This is a genomic window from Microbacterium sp. Leaf288, assembly GCF_001422925.1.
GTDB lineage: Bacteria > Actinomycetota > Actinomycetes > Actinomycetales > Microbacteriaceae > Microbacterium.
This window is the reverse complement of record NZ_LMNI01000012.1, coordinates 923,976-939,660: the sequence shown is the minus strand read 5'-3', so window position 1 is coordinate 939,660 and position 15,685 is coordinate 923,976. Positions and strand designations below refer to the sequence as shown.

14 protein-coding genes are annotated in these 15,685 nt (G+C 66.6%); all 14 read left to right on the top strand.

Annotated features, from left to right (window positions below):
- Nucleotides 1–393 precede the first annotated feature (393 nt).
- The 14 genes from ASF40_RS17755 to rplN all read left to right on the top strand — a co-directional run bounded on the left by ASF40_RS17755 (nt 394) and on the right by rplN (nt 15,685).
- Nucleotides 394–6,999: an LPXTG cell wall anchor domain-containing protein gene (locus tag ASF40_RS17755; RefSeq protein WP_157549768.1), complete on the top strand. Its 6,606-nt coding sequence runs from the start codon at nt 394–396 to the stop codon at nt 6,997–6,999.
- A 551-nt stretch (nt 7,000–7,550) separates the two neighbouring features.
- Complete coding sequence (locus tag ASF40_RS17750) at nt 7,551–9,494, top strand: hypothetical protein (protein ID WP_157549766.1); 1,944 nt, start codon at nt 7,551–7,553, stop codon at nt 9,492–9,494.
- Between the two features lie 478 nt (nt 9,495–9,972).
- Nucleotides 9,973–10,281: a 30S ribosomal protein S10 gene (gene rpsJ, locus ASF40_RS17745; protein ID WP_018171443.1), complete on the top strand. Its 309-nt coding sequence runs from the start codon at nt 9,973–9,975 to the stop codon at nt 10,279–10,281.
- 8 nt (nt 10,282–10,289) lie between these two features.
- Nucleotides 10,290–10,949 (top strand): 50S ribosomal protein L3, encoded by a 660-nt coding sequence (gene rplC / locus ASF40_RS17740; RefSeq protein WP_045301481.1) that lies wholly within the window; start codon nt 10,290–10,292, stop codon nt 10,947–10,949.
- A gap of 4 nt (nt 10,950–10,953) precedes the next feature.
- Nucleotides 10,954–11,616: a 50S ribosomal protein L4 gene (rplD, locus tag ASF40_RS17735; protein WP_056371392.1), complete on the top strand. Its 663-nt coding sequence runs from the start codon at nt 10,954–10,956 to the stop codon at nt 11,614–11,616.
- The gene (rplW, locus tag ASF40_RS17730) at nt 11,613–11,912 is read left to right on the top strand and encodes a 50S ribosomal protein L23 (protein ID WP_045301485.1); all 300 of its coding nucleotides are present in this window, start codon (nt 11,613–11,615) and stop codon (nt 11,910–11,912) included. Before rplD ends, rplW begins: the two co-directional genes overlap by 4 nt.
- 24 nt (nt 11,913–11,936) lie before the next feature.
- Nucleotides 11,937–12,776: a 50S ribosomal protein L2 gene (gene rplB, locus ASF40_RS17725; protein WP_045301487.1), complete on the top strand. Its 840-nt coding sequence runs from the start codon at nt 11,937–11,939 to the stop codon at nt 12,774–12,776.
- Nucleotides 12,777–12,788: 12 nt separating this feature from the next.
- The gene (gene rpsS / locus ASF40_RS17720; RefSeq protein WP_045275479.1) at nt 12,789–13,070 is read left to right on the top strand and encodes a 30S ribosomal protein S19; all 282 of its coding nucleotides are present in this window, start codon (nt 12,789–12,791) and stop codon (nt 13,068–13,070) included.
- A gap of 22 nt (nt 13,071–13,092) precedes the next feature.
- The gene (rplV, locus tag ASF40_RS17715; RefSeq protein WP_045301488.1) at nt 13,093–13,491 is read left to right on the top strand and encodes a 50S ribosomal protein L22; all 399 of its coding nucleotides are present in this window, start codon (nt 13,093–13,095) and stop codon (nt 13,489–13,491) included.
- Nucleotides 13,491–14,273: a 30S ribosomal protein S3 gene (gene rpsC, locus ASF40_RS17710; RefSeq protein ID WP_045301490.1), complete on the top strand. Its 783-nt coding sequence runs from the start codon at nt 13,491–13,493 to the stop codon at nt 14,271–14,273. Before rplV ends, rpsC begins: the two co-directional genes overlap by 1 nt.
- Complete coding sequence (gene rplP / locus ASF40_RS17705) at nt 14,273–14,692, top strand: 50S ribosomal protein L16 (protein ID WP_018171451.1); 420 nt, start codon at nt 14,273–14,275, stop codon at nt 14,690–14,692. The genes rpsC and rplP overlap by 1 nt, the downstream gene beginning before the upstream one ends.
- Nucleotides 14,692–15,006: a 50S ribosomal protein L29 gene (gene rpmC, locus ASF40_RS17700; protein ID WP_045301493.1), complete on the top strand. Its 315-nt coding sequence runs from the start codon at nt 14,692–14,694 to the stop codon at nt 15,004–15,006. Before rplP ends, rpmC begins: the two co-directional genes overlap by 1 nt.
- Nucleotides 15,006–15,320 carry a 30S ribosomal protein S17 gene (gene rpsQ, locus ASF40_RS17695; protein WP_056371390.1) on the top strand — a complete coding sequence of 105 codons (315 nt, stop codon included), beginning with the start codon at nt 15,006–15,008 and terminating at the stop codon, nt 15,318–15,320. Before rpmC ends, rpsQ begins: the two co-directional genes overlap by 1 nt.
- Complete coding sequence (gene rplN / locus ASF40_RS17690) at nt 15,317–15,685, top strand: 50S ribosomal protein L14 (RefSeq protein WP_056371389.1); 369 nt, start codon at nt 15,317–15,319, stop codon at nt 15,683–15,685. Before rpsQ ends, rplN begins: the two co-directional genes overlap by 4 nt.

Sequence of the window (15,685 nt, the reverse complement as noted above, 5' to 3'; positions counted from 1 at the left end):
CATCCGTTTTCAACGCGTTACTTGACGCGCACGGATGCCGGGCATACCTTTGCCAGCGGGAACACGTTTCGGCTCGTGTTTGGGGAGATAGCCGAACCTCGGGGATTTGGGATCCCTGGGTTCTGGGGTTCATCAACTCACAGCGAGTCGTGACGTGCTGGGAGGGGCCTCTACTTGGGGCACCCTGTGTCGTTTCGACCAAGGGTGAAGTTGATGTTCAGTCGTACTTTCGTGCGCGCCTCGAAGTCTGAGGGTCCGCGCCGCCGCATGCGTCAGGAGCGGACTGAGGAGCGTCGAATCGCGCTCCAGAACCGCTGGTACGTGGGGGGACTCGCCGCGATCGTGGCGAGTTCTCTTGTGTTCTCGGGGATGTCCCCGGCATCGGCGGAGGAGGTGACCACCCCCGACCCCGCCGCCACCACAGAGGCGACGACGACAGACACGACATCGACGGATGCTGCGCCCCCGCCGCCTGCGGAGGAACCGGCCGCGGAGGAGCCCGCGGTCGAAGAGCCGGCTGCGCCGGCCGACCCGCCTGCTGCGGCTCCCGAGACGACGGCGCCCGAGGCGACCGCGCCAGAGGCGACCGCGCCAGAGGGCGACGCGACCGCCCCGCTCTCGCTCATGGCGGCACCTCAGCAGCAGATCGGCGCACTGGCAGTCGCGTGCAACCTGAACGGCACGTTCGAGATCGACGCCAACTACGCACCGGGCACATGCGGTGGGAACGACTGGACGAACGTCAACCACGACGAAGCGACCCAGGGCGGCACCTACCAGACGTCGAACAAGGACGACTCAGATCCTGCCAACTGGACGTCCTCCGGCTCCACGCCGCCGAAGGGCGACTTCGCACGGGTCTACTCCTACGCTGAGTCCGTCGGCGGCAACTACTACCTCGACTTCGCCTGGGAGCGGAGCCAGGAGGAAGGCACCGGCGGTTACCTCATCGAGGTGACGAACGCCGGTGCATCGACGGCTCCCGACGGCACCCCACGACCCAACCGCACCAACGGCGGAGTGCTCTTCGTCATCACCACCCAGGGCGGCGGTGCGCCGATCCTCTACGAGACGTGTACCTACACTTCCGTGGCCACCTACCCGGGCACGTGTATCGCGTACGACGGAAGCGGCTTCATCAGCACGGTGAATGACGCGGCCATCGTGAATCCGCACGGTGAGACCGTCCCGGCGGGCAGCTTCTTCGAGATCGGCATCAACGTCACCGATCTCACCAACGGCGGCGTCAAGCCGGGCTGCCCGGCTCCGTCTGCGGCGACTGCTTACATGCGCAGTTTCACCGGCAACATCGACTCCGACTCGAAGAACCTGAAGGGGTACATCGAGCCGCTCACCGTCGCCCCGCCGTCGACCTGCGTCCCGCTCACCGCGACCAAGACGGCGACGCCGTCGTTCGTGCGCGACTACAACTGGGAGATCGACAAGTCCGTCGACCAGAACAGCGCCAAGGTGCGGCCGGGCGAGAACGCCGAGTTCGACTACACCGTCAAGGTCACGCCCTCGGCGCCCATCGATTCCGGCTTCACCGTCACCGGCACCATCCACGTGACGAACACCAACCCGGTCGACGTGCCGATCACCGGTGTGACGGACGCGATCCCCGGGGCGACGTGTTCGATCGTCGGATCCCAGACGCCCACCGTTCCCAAGAACGGCGGTTCGGTCGACATCGCTTACACATGCTCGCTGCCTTCGGGCTCGGCGGGGACGAACAAGGCGACCGTGACGTGGGGGAGCACCGCGATCCCGGCCGGCTCGGCCGAGGCGACTGCCGGCTTCACGTTCGCGGGGCTTGCGCCTTCGACGACGACGGATGCCTCGGTGACGGTGTCCGACACGGCTGCCGAGTTCGGCGGCACCAAGACGGTGACCAAGCTCGACGGCCCCACCACCTTCACGTATTCCCGCCAGTTGGGGTCCGATGTCGGTGCGGGTCAGTGCAAGAGCTACGACAACACGGCGTCGATCGCGGCCACGTCCAACCAGCCGAAGCTGTCCGACAGCGTCTCGGTGAGCGTGTGCGCGGGCGAGGACCTCACGATCACCAAGAACGTCGTGCTGGATCTGACGCGAACGTACGCGTGGGACATCGACAAGAGCGTCGACAAGACGGTGCGCACCGTCGATGCCGAGGGCAACGCGACGTTCGACTACACCGTCAAGGTCACGCCCGGCGCTGCGACCGACTCGGACTGGGCGATGAGCGGTGAGATCACCGTCGCCAACCCGAACGCATGGGACGTGAAGGCGACGGTGACCGACCTGCCGTCGTTCCCCGACGTGAGCTGCACTGTCACAGGAGGCGTGGACGCGACGGTTCCCGCCGACTCGTCGAAGGTGTTCCCGTACACGTGCACCTTCTCGGGCACGGGCCCGTTCTTCAGCGGAACGAACAAGGCGAAGGTGACGTGGAACGCCGCGGAGGCGTACAGCGCGCACTCCAGCGCCGAGTACACCGCGCAGATCACCGAGCTGTCGTGGGACAAGACACTCGTCAACGAGACGATCACGGTGATCGATGACAAGACGAACCCGGCCAACCCGGTGACGCTCGGCACGGTCACGTGGAATGCCAACGGCACGCCGACGCTGTTCACGTACTCGATCACGATCCCGGGCACCCCGGGCAAGTGCGTCGACTACACCAACAAGGCGTGGATCAAGGAGACCGGCCAGAACGACAAGGTGACGGTCACGGTGTGCGACTACGCGGACCTCACCGTCACGAAGACGGCGAACCCGACGTTCAAGCGGGCCTACGCGTTCGACATCGACAAGAAGGCCGCAGCGACCCACCTCGTCGTCGACCCGCAGACGGGCAAGGCGACGGCGCACTACACGGTGACCGTCACCGACGGCGCAGCGGTCGACAGCGACTTCAAGGTCTCCGGCGCGATCACCGTCACCAACCCGAACGCGGTGGATGTTCCGCTCGAGTCGCTGACCGACAAGATCGGCGGCGTCACCTGCACCCTGAACCTTCCGGCGGAGCTCGAGGTGCCGGCGAACGATTCGATCATCGTCCAGTACTCGTGCGCCCTCCCCGGTTCGACCGCGGCCACCGAGGGCACCAACGTGGCGAGCGTCACGTGGGACGAGGAGGAGCTGCTCGGCACGAGCGGGGCGGCGTCCGGCTCGAAGGCGTTCTCCTTCGCGAACGCGGTCATCACCGACGTGAACGCGAAGACGATCACCGTGCTCGACGACAAGACCGACCCCGATGCCGACCCGGTGGAGCTGGGCCAGCACACGTGGACGGCCAAGGGCGCGAAGGAGGAGTTCACGTACTCGCTCGAGCTCCAGGGCACCCCTGGCGCCTGCGTGGAGTACACGAACACCGCGTGGATCGAGCAGACCGGGCAGTCCGACGATGAGACCGTCGAGCTGTGCGCGTTCCAGGATCTGACCGTCAGCAAGACCGCGGTGGGCTCCTTCGACCGCGACTACGACTGGAGCATCACGAAGGTCGTCGACCACGATTCGGCGACGATCCTGCCAGGCACTTCCGAGATCGTCGAGTACAAGGTCACCGTCACTCCGACGGCAGCCCAGGACTCCAACTTCAAGGTCGCGGGCAGTATCTCGGTGCAGAACCCGAACAACGCCGATGTCACGATCACGCTGGCGGACGTCCTCCCGGGCGGACACTGCGTGGTCACCGGTATCGGCGACCTGACGGTCGAAGCCGGCACGACGAGCGTGTATCCGTACACGTGCTCGCTGCCTGCGGCCACCGCGTCGACGTCGGTGACCAACAAGGCGGACATCACGTGGAACGCGAACCTGCTCCCGGGCACTTCGGGGGCGGCGAGCGGGACTGCCGTCGTCAACTTCGCCCAGGTGACGCCCGCGACGACGGATGCTACGGCCACGGTGTCCGACACCGCGAACGAGTTCGGTCAGCCCGTGGTGCTGAACGCCGCCGACGGCGCGAAGGAGTTCACCTACGAGCGTGAGCTGTCGACGCCGGACGGCGTGTGCACCACGTACCCGAACACCGCCAAGGTGGTCCCGTCGCATGAGTCACCGCACTCGGCGTCGCAGTCGGTCGAGGTGTGCGCCCCGACGATCGTGAAGGTCGCCGAGTCGGCCATTCAGTCGGATGACGACCCCGACCTGTGGGATGTCAGCTACCTGATCACGGTCAACCTGGCCGGCGGTGACCACGAGTACGACCTCGGTGACGACCCGGCGTTCGCTCCGGGCGTCGAGATCCTCTCGGGCTCGGCGCAGCGGATCGAGCCGGAGCCGGCGGGCCCCGTGATCAACGGCATCCCCTCGGACGGCACGCCGTTCGTCACCGGTGTCGCCATCGGCGACCAGGGCAACACTGAGCACGTCTACCGCGTGGTCTGGCACGTCCGGATCGCGTCGCAGATCCCTGCCGAGGACCGTGCGTGCAACGGAGAGGACACCGGGTTCTTCAACACCGGCATCCTCACGGTGGACGAACTGGTCCAGGACAGCACGGCCTGCATCCCGATCGTCGAGAAGGTCTACCCGGTGGTCCGCAAGACCGTCACCGGCCTCTCGCGGGATGCCGAGACCAAGCAGTGGGAGATCGTCTACAAGCTCGAGGTGGAACTGGCAGGAAAGGACAACGGCAACCCTGCGGAGCTGAAGTCGAAGTACAACCTGTCCGACACGCTCCAGTACGGCGTGATCGACATCGTGGACGCCTCGTGGAGTGGTGAGGGCACGACCGACGAGCCGTTCGACGAGAATGCCGGTGTCTGGTCGGCGGACATCGCCTCCAACAAGGTCATCAACGCCGGTGCGATCCACACGTACACGGTGACGGTGCACGCGACACTCGAGGCGAGCGATTTCCAGTCGCGGACCGTGGGCTGCACCGTGGTCGGCCAGAACCGGGGACTCGGCTTCTTCAACTCGGCCGAGCTGTCGTTCAGCGAAGACGTCGCGCCGCAGGTGGTCGAGGCCTGCACGCCTCCGGTCTACCCGACGGTGACCAAGACCGCCAGCGGAACGGTGCGGGATCCGGAGACGGGCCTGCAGCGGGTGTCGTACCTGGTCAAGGTCACGTCTCCGGCACCGGTCGAAGGCAACCCTGTGACCAACGTGCTGTACTCGCTCACTGAGAAGCCGGATGCGCTTCCCGATCACGTCGAGCTCGTCGGCACCTGGCACGCCGAGCCCGTGGGCCCGGACACGCCGAGTGTCACCCAGGCGACGTGGGACGGCACCGGTCAGTGGCTGCTCAAGGGCGTGGGCGTGTTCTCCGCTGAAGATCGATCTGCGGGCAAGCTCGAGCACGTCTACCGGATCTGGGCGGACCTGCGGGTGACCGGGGACCCGGTCGCCGAGCTCCAGCCGTGCACGCCCGGCGACACGGAGGGGATCCCGATCTGGAACGCGGTGTCGCTCACGTTCGCCGAGCAGGTGTCGGGCGATGTGCGGGCCTGCAACGAGGTCAACTACGACGACGTGTCGATCGTGAAGACCTCCCAGGGCGTCCCGACACCCGAGGGCAGCGAGACGCCCTCGGTGGAGCCGGGCACGCAGTTCGACTACGTGCTGACGGTGAAGAACAACGGCACGCGCGCAGCGACCAATGTGGTCGTGACCGACCCCATTCCGGCACGACTCCAGGTGACGAACGTCGTGCTGCCGGCCGGGTGGATCAACGTCAACGCCCCGGCGCTGGTGGGTGCGAACAACACCCTCAAGGCCAGCGTCCCGTCACTAGGTGTCGGGCAGACGGCGGTGATCACGGTCACGGTGAAGCTGACGCCCACTCCGGTGGGACCGGTCGTGCCGGGTGACGGCACCCAGCAGCCGGCAGTACCGCTCGAGAACCTCGTGAACACCGCGTGCGTCGCGGCGACTCTCGATCAGGTTCCTGAGAACAACTGCTCGACGGTCGAGATCCCGGTTCGCGAGATCACGGCGGTCGTCTACACCAAGTGCGTGGCGGATGCCCCGTTCCTCGGCTGGACGATCCGCAAGTCGGCCACACTGCTCGGCAGCGAGATCGACTTCCTGTGGACTCCTGACGAGGGTGGCGATACGACCGTCCCGCCGGACGTCGCGATCACTCAGCCGGGTGGCACGGCGACGTGGAGCGACGAGATCGAGTGGCCGGGTGCCGAGTTCACGCCGTCGGGTGTGAGCATCGACTACCCGGGATGGCGCCCGATCCGAGCCAGTGACATCGTGCCCGGCTCGAGCCCGACGCAGTACTACTACCCGGGCACGACCGACATCATCGCTCCCGAGGACGTGAACGACTACGTCTTCAACGGCCTGATCCTCGACGACAGTGAGCTTGATTACACCTGGCGCCTGGGATCGACGGTGACCTTCACGGTGAACCCCGAACTGGCCTTCGCAGTCGAGTATCCGGAAGCGACTCCCGGCTGCGCGGTGGCCCGCCACTCGAACGTGCAGATCGAGAAGACGGCCAGCGTCGAGAAGACCGACCCGGGAGCCTCGTTCACGTACAGCATCGCCGTGCAGAACGTGAGCGACGACTCGGCCGCGGAAGCGGTCGTGGTCACCGACGCCATCCCTGCCGACATCAAGATCACGAACGTGACCTGGACCGGCAAGGGCGACGACACGGTGTTCCCGAACTGGCAGTCCTGCGAGGTGACCGGCCAGAACGGCTCGGGCTACGGCGGAACACTGACCTGTGTGCTCTTCGGACCACTGCAGCCGCAGGGTGCGAACGAGGGCGCGTCGGCTGCTCCGACCATCACCCTGGCCGCGACGGTGAACCCAGGGTCGAAGGCCAGCTCGATCACGAACGTGGCGGTGGTGGATTACCACACCTTCGGAAACCCGGATGACAAGGGTCGAGACTCGGACGACGCCATCGTCCTGCTCTCGGCGCTGCCGGCGACCGGTGGCGAGCTGCCGCCGCTCCTGGTGCTCCTCGGCCTGCTCGCTCTGCTCGGAGGCACGACGATGCTGATCGTCACCCGCCGCCGGCGCGGAGAGGTCAAGGCCACCATCTGACCGACCGTGTGAGAGAGCGGGACCGCCCCAAGGCCCGCTCTCTCACCCGACTCCGGCCCGCCTCTTCGTGCCGGACGAACGAGCCCCTCGCACCCCAAAGGCGAGGGGCTCGTTCGTGCGTCCACACAAGAGAGAGGACGGATGCCTCGGCCGCAGCGTCCCTTCGCGCGTCGATTTCGCTCATCGGGGCGTGCCGCGATAGCCTGCACACGGGCGGTCATCCGCCTGTCCCGCGGCCTTCGGGAAGGCCGCGGAAACCGGATCCCCCTCGGCCCGAACCGGGTGAGGGTCTGACGCTCGTTCCCCCGACGGGTGAATGGTGCGCCCCCGCGCATCGAAGGAACGCGGTACCCCCGTACCGCGGAAGTACCGACGTGCCCCCGCACGTCGCTGGGATGTACGGCGCGCTTCGGCGCGTCGCTGGGAAGTACGGCGCGCTCCGGCGTGCCGCTGGGATGAACGGCGCGCTTCGGCGTGCCGCTGGGACGGCGCCTCGGCGCCGAATAGGGGAGGACGCTGTGCCTGCATTGCTCAAGCGAACATGGAAAGCATTGGCTGGGGCGCTGGTCGCTGCCGCACTCGTGGTGGCGCCTCTGGTGACCGCCGGCGCGACGGCGACCGAGCCGGTGCTCAAGGGCGAGGTCGGAAAGCTGGAGCCGTGGAGCTCCGAGACGAACCACACGGACTACTGGGCCAAGCTTTACGCCGACCACGGCGCGGTGTGCTACTCGGCCAAGGGGAGCACGAGCCACGGGAAGATCACCGACGGCGGCAAGACCGTCACACTGAACGCCTACGGCAAGGACTGGTACGGCGATCACTGGGAGCTGCTCGTCATCAAGGGCGGATCCGACTACAACAACGTGATCGTGCACCCGAAGGCGGGGGTCGCGTACGCGTCGCCGCCCAACAAGAACAACCAGGCGGACGTGTCTCACTGGATCGTCTGCAAGGGCAAGACGCCCGACACCCCGCAGCCTGAGGCGCCGTCGCAGGATCTCACTTGCACCGCGATCGTCGTCGACTACCACCGGGCGCTGAAGAACGGCGACCACATCAACATCAGCTACGCGAAGGACAAGCAGGTCAACGCCTACGTGGACCAGAACATCCAGGGTGGCTGGAACACGCTGGGCCTGCGTTTCTCCGACGGATCGACGCGGCCACTCACTAAGGCCGAGGTGAAGTCGGGTGTCATCAACTGGAAGTACTCGGCGCTGATCCCGACCGACGCGTACACGATCTCCTTCGTCCAGACGAACGAGACGGACACGTGGCCCGACCTTGAGTGCGGCGAAGAGGACGCGCCCCCGGCGGTCGTGACCCCCTCGCTGTCGTACACCGCGCCGACGTGCGCGGCCGATGGCTCGGTCACCCCGAGCGACGACGCGAACTGGACCTCCACGAAGAACGAGGACGGCTCGACGACCTGGACCGCTGCCCCCAAGGACCGCACTGTCTTCACCGAGGGCGCTCAGATCACGTGGAAGGTGCCGAGTCTGACGAAGCTCTCACCCACCAGCGAGGATTGCCGACCGGGTCAGCCTGACCCGGTGAAGACGATCACCCCGGCGTCGACCTACGACTGCACCAGCACCTCGGTCAGCACGACCACCACCACGACGATCACCCCCTTCGCCTGGAACGGCGAGAAGTGGGTGCTCGGCACGCCCGAGACCACGGCCAAGGACGAGAAGCGCCCGATGACGGCGGCGGAGAAGAAGGAATGCCCTCTGCCCGTCGAGGACCCGAAGCACTCCGAGTGGAAGGACGGCGAGTGGGTGTGCGGAGACACGACCGTCACGCAGACGCGCGAGAAGACCACGACGACCTACGCCTACAACGACGAGGGGACCGCGGTGCCCACCGTCACCAAGACGGAGGAGACCCAGACCCGTGACCTCACCAGCGAGGAGATCGGCGAGGCCTGCGACCTGGTTCCCGGTGAGATCGAGTCGGTGTGTGTCGGCGATGTTCCGTTCCTCGGCTACGAGGTTTCGTTGCCCGAGGGCTTCGAGACCGTGGACGGCAACCCCGTCACCATCACCTTCGTGAATCCGACCGAGGGCGGCGAGAACTTCGTGGCCGACAACCAGCCTCTCAGTGGCACGCTGCTGTGGCCCGGTGCCTCGAACGTCGCGCCGAAGATGTGGCCCGGCTGGGAGCTCGTGAACGGTGAGTACGTCAAGACGGACGGCAACTACGACTGGACCCGCAAGGGTGTGACGGTGCGCTTCGAGGTGAACCCGTCGTACTCGACCGAGGTCTTCTACCCGGAGGCCTCTGCGGTCTGCGCGAACCCGCCCGTCGGCGGTGGCGACGACCCGTCGACCCCGACCACCGGCACGCCGGCGTCGACCGACCCCGAGGCCCTCGCGGTCACGGGTGGCGGCATCAGCCCGATGTTCGCGGTCGCGGGTGGTGCCGTGCTCCTCGCCGGCATCGCGACGGTCGCCTTCGCGGCCTACCGCCGCCGCCAGGCGAGCGCGGAGTGACGCCTCAATAGATAGGCAGAGAGGGCGGTCGCGCACAGCGCGACCGCCCTCTCGCATAGGGGTGCAGCATCCATCCTGCGAACCCTCCTGAGAAACGGCCGAGCATACCCGCGTCGCGACACGCCCGAGTTTGCGACACGCCCGGGCTGCACGTAGACTAGTGAGGTTCCACATTCCGACGCCCCTCTTGGCGTGCGTCGGATCACTGCCAGGGCAGTGCATAGGCAGCGCAGACGCGCAGGGTCCTAGGCCGCGGGCAGCAGAACCACCACATCACGAATCCACCTCGGGCGGAGCTTTGCTTCGCGCGCGGGGGAGGACGGATGCCGGGACGCGGCGCTTCGGCGCGGCACCCGGATTGACAGCAGAACAGCGGTGCAGCACGCACTGCGTAAGCGGTGCAGAAGTGCCATGGCGCTTTGCGCCACGTGCGTCCAATGCCACAGGGGTATGACGCGAGAAAGAGAGTGAGCAGACAATGGCGGGACAGAAGATCCGCATTCGCCTGAAGTCGTACGACCACGAGGTCATCGACTCGTCGGCGCGCAAGATCGTCGACACCGTGACCCGTGCGGGCGCGACGGTCGTGGGCCCCGTGCCCCTTCCGACGGAGAAGAACGTGATCGCCGTGATCCGTTCTCCCCACAAGTACAAGGACAGCCGCGAGCACTTCGAGATGCGCACCCACAAGCGTCTGATCGACATCATCGATCCGACGCCCAAGGCTGTCGACTCGCTCATGCGTCTCGACCTCCCGGCCGATGTCAACATCGAGATCAAGCTCTGAGGTTCGACATGGCTGACATCAACAACAAGGTTTCCAAGGGCCTGCTGGGCACGAAGCTCGGCATGACCCAGGTCTGGGATGAGAACGGCAAGCTCGTTCCCGTCACCGTCATCGAGATCGCCCCGAACGTGGTCACCCAGGTTCGCACCCCCGAGAAGGACGGCTACAAGGCCGTGCAGATCGGCTACGGGCAGATCGACCCCCGCAAGGTGAACCAGCCCCTCACGGCCCACTTCGAGGCCGCGGGTGTCACCCCGCGCCGTCACCTCACCGAGATCCGCACCGCGGACGCCGCTGACTACTCACTCGGTCAGGAGCTCACGGTGGACGGCACGTTCGAGGCCGGCCAGCTGGTCGACGTCGTCGGCACCAGCAAGGGCAAGGGCACCGCGGGTGTCATGAAGCGTCACAACTTCAAGGGTGTCTCCGCTTCGCACGGTGCGCACCGCAACCACCGCAAGCCCGGCTCGATCGGCGCCTCGTCGACCCCGAGCCGCGTCTTCAAGGGCATGCGCATGGCCGGCCGTATGGGTGGCGAGCGCGTGACCGTTCTCAACCTCAAGGTGCACGCCATCGACGCCGAGAAGGGTCTGCTGCTCGTCAAGGGCGCCGTCCCCGGTGCTCGCGGCCGCATCGTCTACGTCCGCAACGCAGTGAAGGGTGCCTGATCTCATGGCTGACTCGACTCTCGCGCTCGACGTCGTGAAGGCAGACGGCAAGAAGGCTGGCTCCGTCCAGCTGCCCGCCGATCTCTTCGACGTCAAGACGAACATCCCGCTCATCCACCAGGTCGTCGTCGCGCAGCTCGCGGCGGCTCGCCAGGGCACCCACTCGACCAAGCGTCGCGGTGAGGTCTCGGGCGCCGGCCGCAAGCCCTTCAAGCAGAAGGGCACGGGTAACGCCCGTCAGGGCTCGATCCGCGCGCCGCACATGACCGGTGGTGGCATCGTCCACGGCCCGAAGCCGCGCGACTACTCGCAGCGCACCCCCAAGAAGATGATCGCGGCCGCCCTGCTGGGCGCGCTCAGCGACCGTGCTCGCGGCGAGCGTCTCCACGTCGTGGAGTCGTTCGGCATCGAGGGTGCTCCGTCGACCAAGGCCGCTGCTGCGGTCCTGGCCGGTCTCGGCGCCACCAAGAACGTGCTCGTGGTCGTGGACCGCTCGGACGACATCAGCGTCCTCAGCGTCCGCAACATCGCGTTCGCCCACGTGCTGCCGGCTGACCAGCTCAACGCCTACGACGTGCTCGTCTCGGACGACATCGTCTTCACCAAGGCCGCCTACGACGCGTTCGTCGCGTCGAAGAGCGCCGTCACCGAGGAGGCCTCGGCATGACCGCCGTCAACAAGGACCCGCGCGACATCATCCTGAAGCCGGTCGTTTCGGAGAAGAGCTACGGGCTCATCGACGAGGGCAAGTACACCTTCCTCGTCGACCCCCGTGCCTCGAAGACCGAGATCAAGCTCGCCATCGAGAAGATCTTCGGCGTCAAGGTCGCAGCGGTCAACACGCTCAACCGCACGGGCAAGGCCCGTCGCACCCGCTTCGGCACGGGCAAGCGCAAGGACACCAAGCGCGCCATCGTGACCCTGAAGTCGGGCACCATCGACATCTTCACGGCAGTCGGCTGACGGTCGGGATAGAGGACTAGAGATATGGCTATTCGCAAGTACAAGCCCACGACCCCGGGTCGCCGCGGCTCGTCGGTGGCCGACTTCGCCGAGATCACCCGATCGACGCCTGAGAAGTCGCTCCTCCGCCCGCTCAGCAAGACCGGTGGCCGCAACAACCAGGGCCGCATCACCACGCGTCACATCGGTGGTGGCCACAAGCGTCAGTACCGCGTCATCGACTTCCGTCGTAACGACAAGGACGGCATCAACGCCAAGGTCGCTCACATCGAGTACGACCCCAACCGCACCGCGCGCATCGCGCTGCTGCACTACTTCGACGGCGAGAAGCGCTACATCATCGCGCCGAACAAGCTGTCGCAGGGCGACATCGTCGAGTCGGGTCCGTCGGCCGACATCAAGCCGGGCAACAACCTGCCGCTGAAGAACATCCCCACCGGTACCGTGATCCACGCGATCGAGCTCCGCCCCGGCGGCGGCGCGAAGCTGGCCCGCTCGGCCGGTGCGTCGGTTCGCCTCGTGGCGAAGGACGGCCCCTACGCCCAGCTGCGTCTGCCCTCGGGCGAGATCCGCAACGTCGACGCGCGCTGCCGCGCGACCGTCGGCGAGGTGGGCAACGCCGAGCAGTCGAACATCAACTGGGGCAAGGCCGGCCGTAACCGCTGGAAGGGCATCCGCCCGACCGTCCGCGGTGTCGCCATGAACCCGGTCGACCACCCGCACGGTGGTGGTGAGGGTAAGACCTCCGGTGGTCGTCACCCGGTTTCGCCGTGGGGTCAGGCCGAAGGCCGCACCCGTCACGCGAACAAGGAAAGCGACAAGTACATCGTCCGTCGTCGCAACGCCGGCAAGAAGCGGAAGTAGGAGTAGAGGAAGATGCCTCGCAGCCTTAAGAAGGGCCCCTTCGTCGACGAGCACCTGCTTCGCAAGGTCGTCGTCCAGAACGAAGCCGGCACCAAGAACGTCATCAAGACCTGGTCGCGCCGTTCGATGATCATCCCGGCCATGCTGGGTCACACCATCGCCGTGCACGACGGACGCAAGCACATCCCCGTGTTCGTGTCCGAGACCATGGTCGGCCACAAGCTGGGCGAGTTCGCGCCCACCCGCACCTTCCGCGGCCACGTGAAGGACGACAAGAAGGGCCGCCGCCGCTGACGCGGGGGCAGAGGAGAGAGAAATGGTGGAGTCCATCGCACGCGTGCGACACATCCGCGTGACCCCTCAGAAGGCTCGTCGTGTCGTTGCGCTCATCAAGGGCAAGCAGGCTGAGGAGGCCCTGGCCATCCTCAAGTTCGCACCGCAGGGTGCGAGCGAGCCGATCTACAAGCTCGTCGCCGCCGCGATCGCGAACGCTCGCGTCAAGGCGGACAAGGACGGCGAGTACCTGGACGAGCAGGACCTGTACGTGAAGAACGCGTACGTCGATGAGGGCACGACGCTCAAGCGTTTCCAGCCCCGCGCGCAGGGTCGTGCCTTCCAGATCAAGAAGCGCACCAGCCACATCACCGTCGTGCTCTCGACCCCCGAGGTCGCGGAGACGGCACCGGCTGCCAAGAGCAAGAAGGCGAGCAAGTAATGGGACAGAAAGTCCACCCGTACGGCTTCCGCCTCGGCATCACGACCGACCACGTGTCGCGTTGGTTCTCGGACTCGACGAAGCCCGGCCAGCGTTACGCCGACTACGTCGCCGAGGACATCCGCATCCGCAAGCTCCTGCAGACCCAGCTCGACCGGGCCGGCGTGAGCAACATCGAGATCGAGCGCACCCGTGACCGCGTTCGCGTCGACATCCACACCGCCCGTCCGGGCATCGTGATCGGTCGCCGCGGCGCCGAGGCCGAGCGCATCCGCGCCGACCTCGAGAAGCTCACCGGCAAGCAGATCCAGCTGAACATCCTCGAGGTCAAGAACCCCGAGGCCGACGCTCAGCTCGTCGCGCAGGGCATCGCCGAGCAGCTCACCGCTCGCGTGGCGTTCCGTCGCGCGATGCGCAAGGGCCTGCAGGGCGCTCAGCGCGCCGGCGCCAAGGGCGTCCGCATCCAGGTCTCCGGCCGCCTCGGCGGCGCCGAGATGAGCCGCTCGGAGTTCTACCGCGAGGGTCGTGTGCCGCTGCACACGCTGCGCGCGAACATCGACTACGGCTTCTACGAGGCGAAGACCACCTTCGGCCGCATCGGCGTGAAGGTCTGGATCTACAAGGGCGACCTCACCAACAAGGAGCTCGCTCGCGAGCAGGCCAACGCGCCCAAGTCGGACCGTCGTCGTGACGACCGCCGTGGCGGCCCGCGTGGCGACCGCGGCGAGCGTGGCGGCGACCGCCGCAACGAGGCCCCCGTGGCAGAAGGAGCGTCGGCGTAATGCTCATCCCCCGCAAGGTCAAGTACCGCAAGCAGCACCACCCCGGCCGCTCGGGCCAGGCCACCGGTGGCACGAAGGTGTCGTTCGGTGAGTTCGGCATCCAGGCCCTCACGCCCGCTTACGTGACGAACCGTCAGATCGAGTCCGCTCGTATCGCGATGACCCGTCACATCAAGCGTGGCGGCAAGGTGTGGATCAACATCTACCCCGACCGTCCGCTCACCAAGAAGCCGGCCGAAACCCGCATGGGTTCCGGTAAGGGTTCGCCCGAGTGGTGGGTCGCAAACGTCAAGCCGGGTCGCGTCCTCTTCGAGGTCGCCGGCGTCAACGAGGAACTCGCTCGTGAGGCCCTGACCCGTGCCATCCACAAGCTGCCTCTCAAGGCACGCATCATCAAGCGCGAGGAGGGCGACGCGTAATGGCGATCGGCACCAAGACGCTCGCTCCGAGCGAGCTCGACACGTTCGAAGACCAGCGCCTCGTCGAGGAGCTGCGCAAGGCCAAGGAAGAGCTGTTCAACCTGCGCTTCCAGTCGGCGACCGGCCAGCTCGAGAGCCACGGCCGCATCCGCGCGGTCAAGCGCGACATCGCGCGGCTCTACACCGTGATCCGTGAGCGCGAGCTCGGCATCCGTGCCACGCCCGCGCCGCTGGAGACCGCGACGAAGGCGAAGAAGACGAAGGCCAAGAAGGCGGATGCCGCTGACGAGGCCGCGAAGGAAGAGGCCGAGTGATGGCTGACAAGAAGCAGGCCGCTGAGGTCGAGCACGGCGAGCACGACGTTCGCGACGCCGACGCCCGTGGCTACCGCAAGGCCCGCCGTGGCTACGTCGTCAGCGACAAGATGGACAAGACCATCGTCGTCGAGGTCGAGGACCGCGTGAAGCACCCGCTCTACGGCAAGGTCATCCGCCGCACCTCCAAGGTGAAGGCGCACGACGAGACGAACTCCGCCGGCATCGGCGACCTCGTCCTCATCAACGAGACCCGCCCGCTCAGCGCCACCAAGCGCTGGCGTCTGGTCGAGATCCTGGAGAAGGCCAAGTGATTCAGAACGAGTCCCGCCTCAAGGTCGCCGACAACACGGGCGCCAAGGAGCTGCTCACCATCCGCGTTCTCGGTGGCTCGAACCGCCGTTACGCGGGTCTCGGTGACATCATCGTGGCCACCGTCAAGGACGCGATCCCGGGCGGCAACGTCAAGAAGGGCGACGTCGTCAAGGCCGTCGTCGTTCGCACCAAGAAGGAGACCCGTCGTCCCGACGGGTCGTACATCAAGTTCGACGAGAACGCCGCCGTCATCCTGAAGAACGACGGGGAGCCCCGCGGCACCCGCATCTTCGGACCGGTCGGTCGTGAGCTTCGTGACAAGAAGTTCATGAAGATCGTCTCGCTCGCACCGGAGGTGATCTGA

Bases quoted from the DNA above. Each gene is read 5' to 3' on its own strand.
- rpsJ (WP_018171443.1), top strand. From the start codon at position 9,973: ATGGCGGGACAGAAGATCCGCATTCGCCTGAAGTCGTACGACCACGAG.
- rplC (WP_045301481.1), top strand. From the start codon at position 10,290: ATGGCTGACATCAACAACAAGGTTTCCAAGGGCCTGCTGGGCACGAAG.
- rplD (WP_056371392.1), top strand. From the start codon at position 10,954: ATGGCTGACTCGACTCTCGCGCTCGACGTCGTGAAGGCAGACGGCAAG.
- rplW (WP_045301485.1), top strand. From the start codon at position 11,613: ATGACCGCCGTCAACAAGGACCCGCGCGACATCATCCTGAAGCCGGTC.
- rplB (WP_045301487.1), top strand. From the start codon at position 11,937: ATGGCTATTCGCAAGTACAAGCCCACGACCCCGGGTCGCCGCGGCTCG.
- rpsS (WP_045275479.1), top strand. From the start codon at position 12,789: ATGCCTCGCAGCCTTAAGAAGGGCCCCTTCGTCGACGAGCACCTGCTT.
- rplV (WP_045301488.1), top strand. From the start codon at position 13,093: ATGGTGGAGTCCATCGCACGCGTGCGACACATCCGCGTGACCCCTCAG.
- rpsC (WP_045301490.1), top strand. From the start codon at position 13,491: ATGGGACAGAAAGTCCACCCGTACGGCTTCCGCCTCGGCATCACGACC.
- rplP (WP_018171451.1), top strand. From the start codon at position 14,273: ATGCTCATCCCCCGCAAGGTCAAGTACCGCAAGCAGCACCACCCCGGC.
- rpmC (WP_045301493.1), top strand. From the start codon at position 14,692: ATGGCGATCGGCACCAAGACGCTCGCTCCGAGCGAGCTCGACACGTTC.
- rpsQ (WP_056371390.1), top strand. From the start codon at position 15,006: ATGGCTGACAAGAAGCAGGCCGCTGAGGTCGAGCACGGCGAGCACGAC.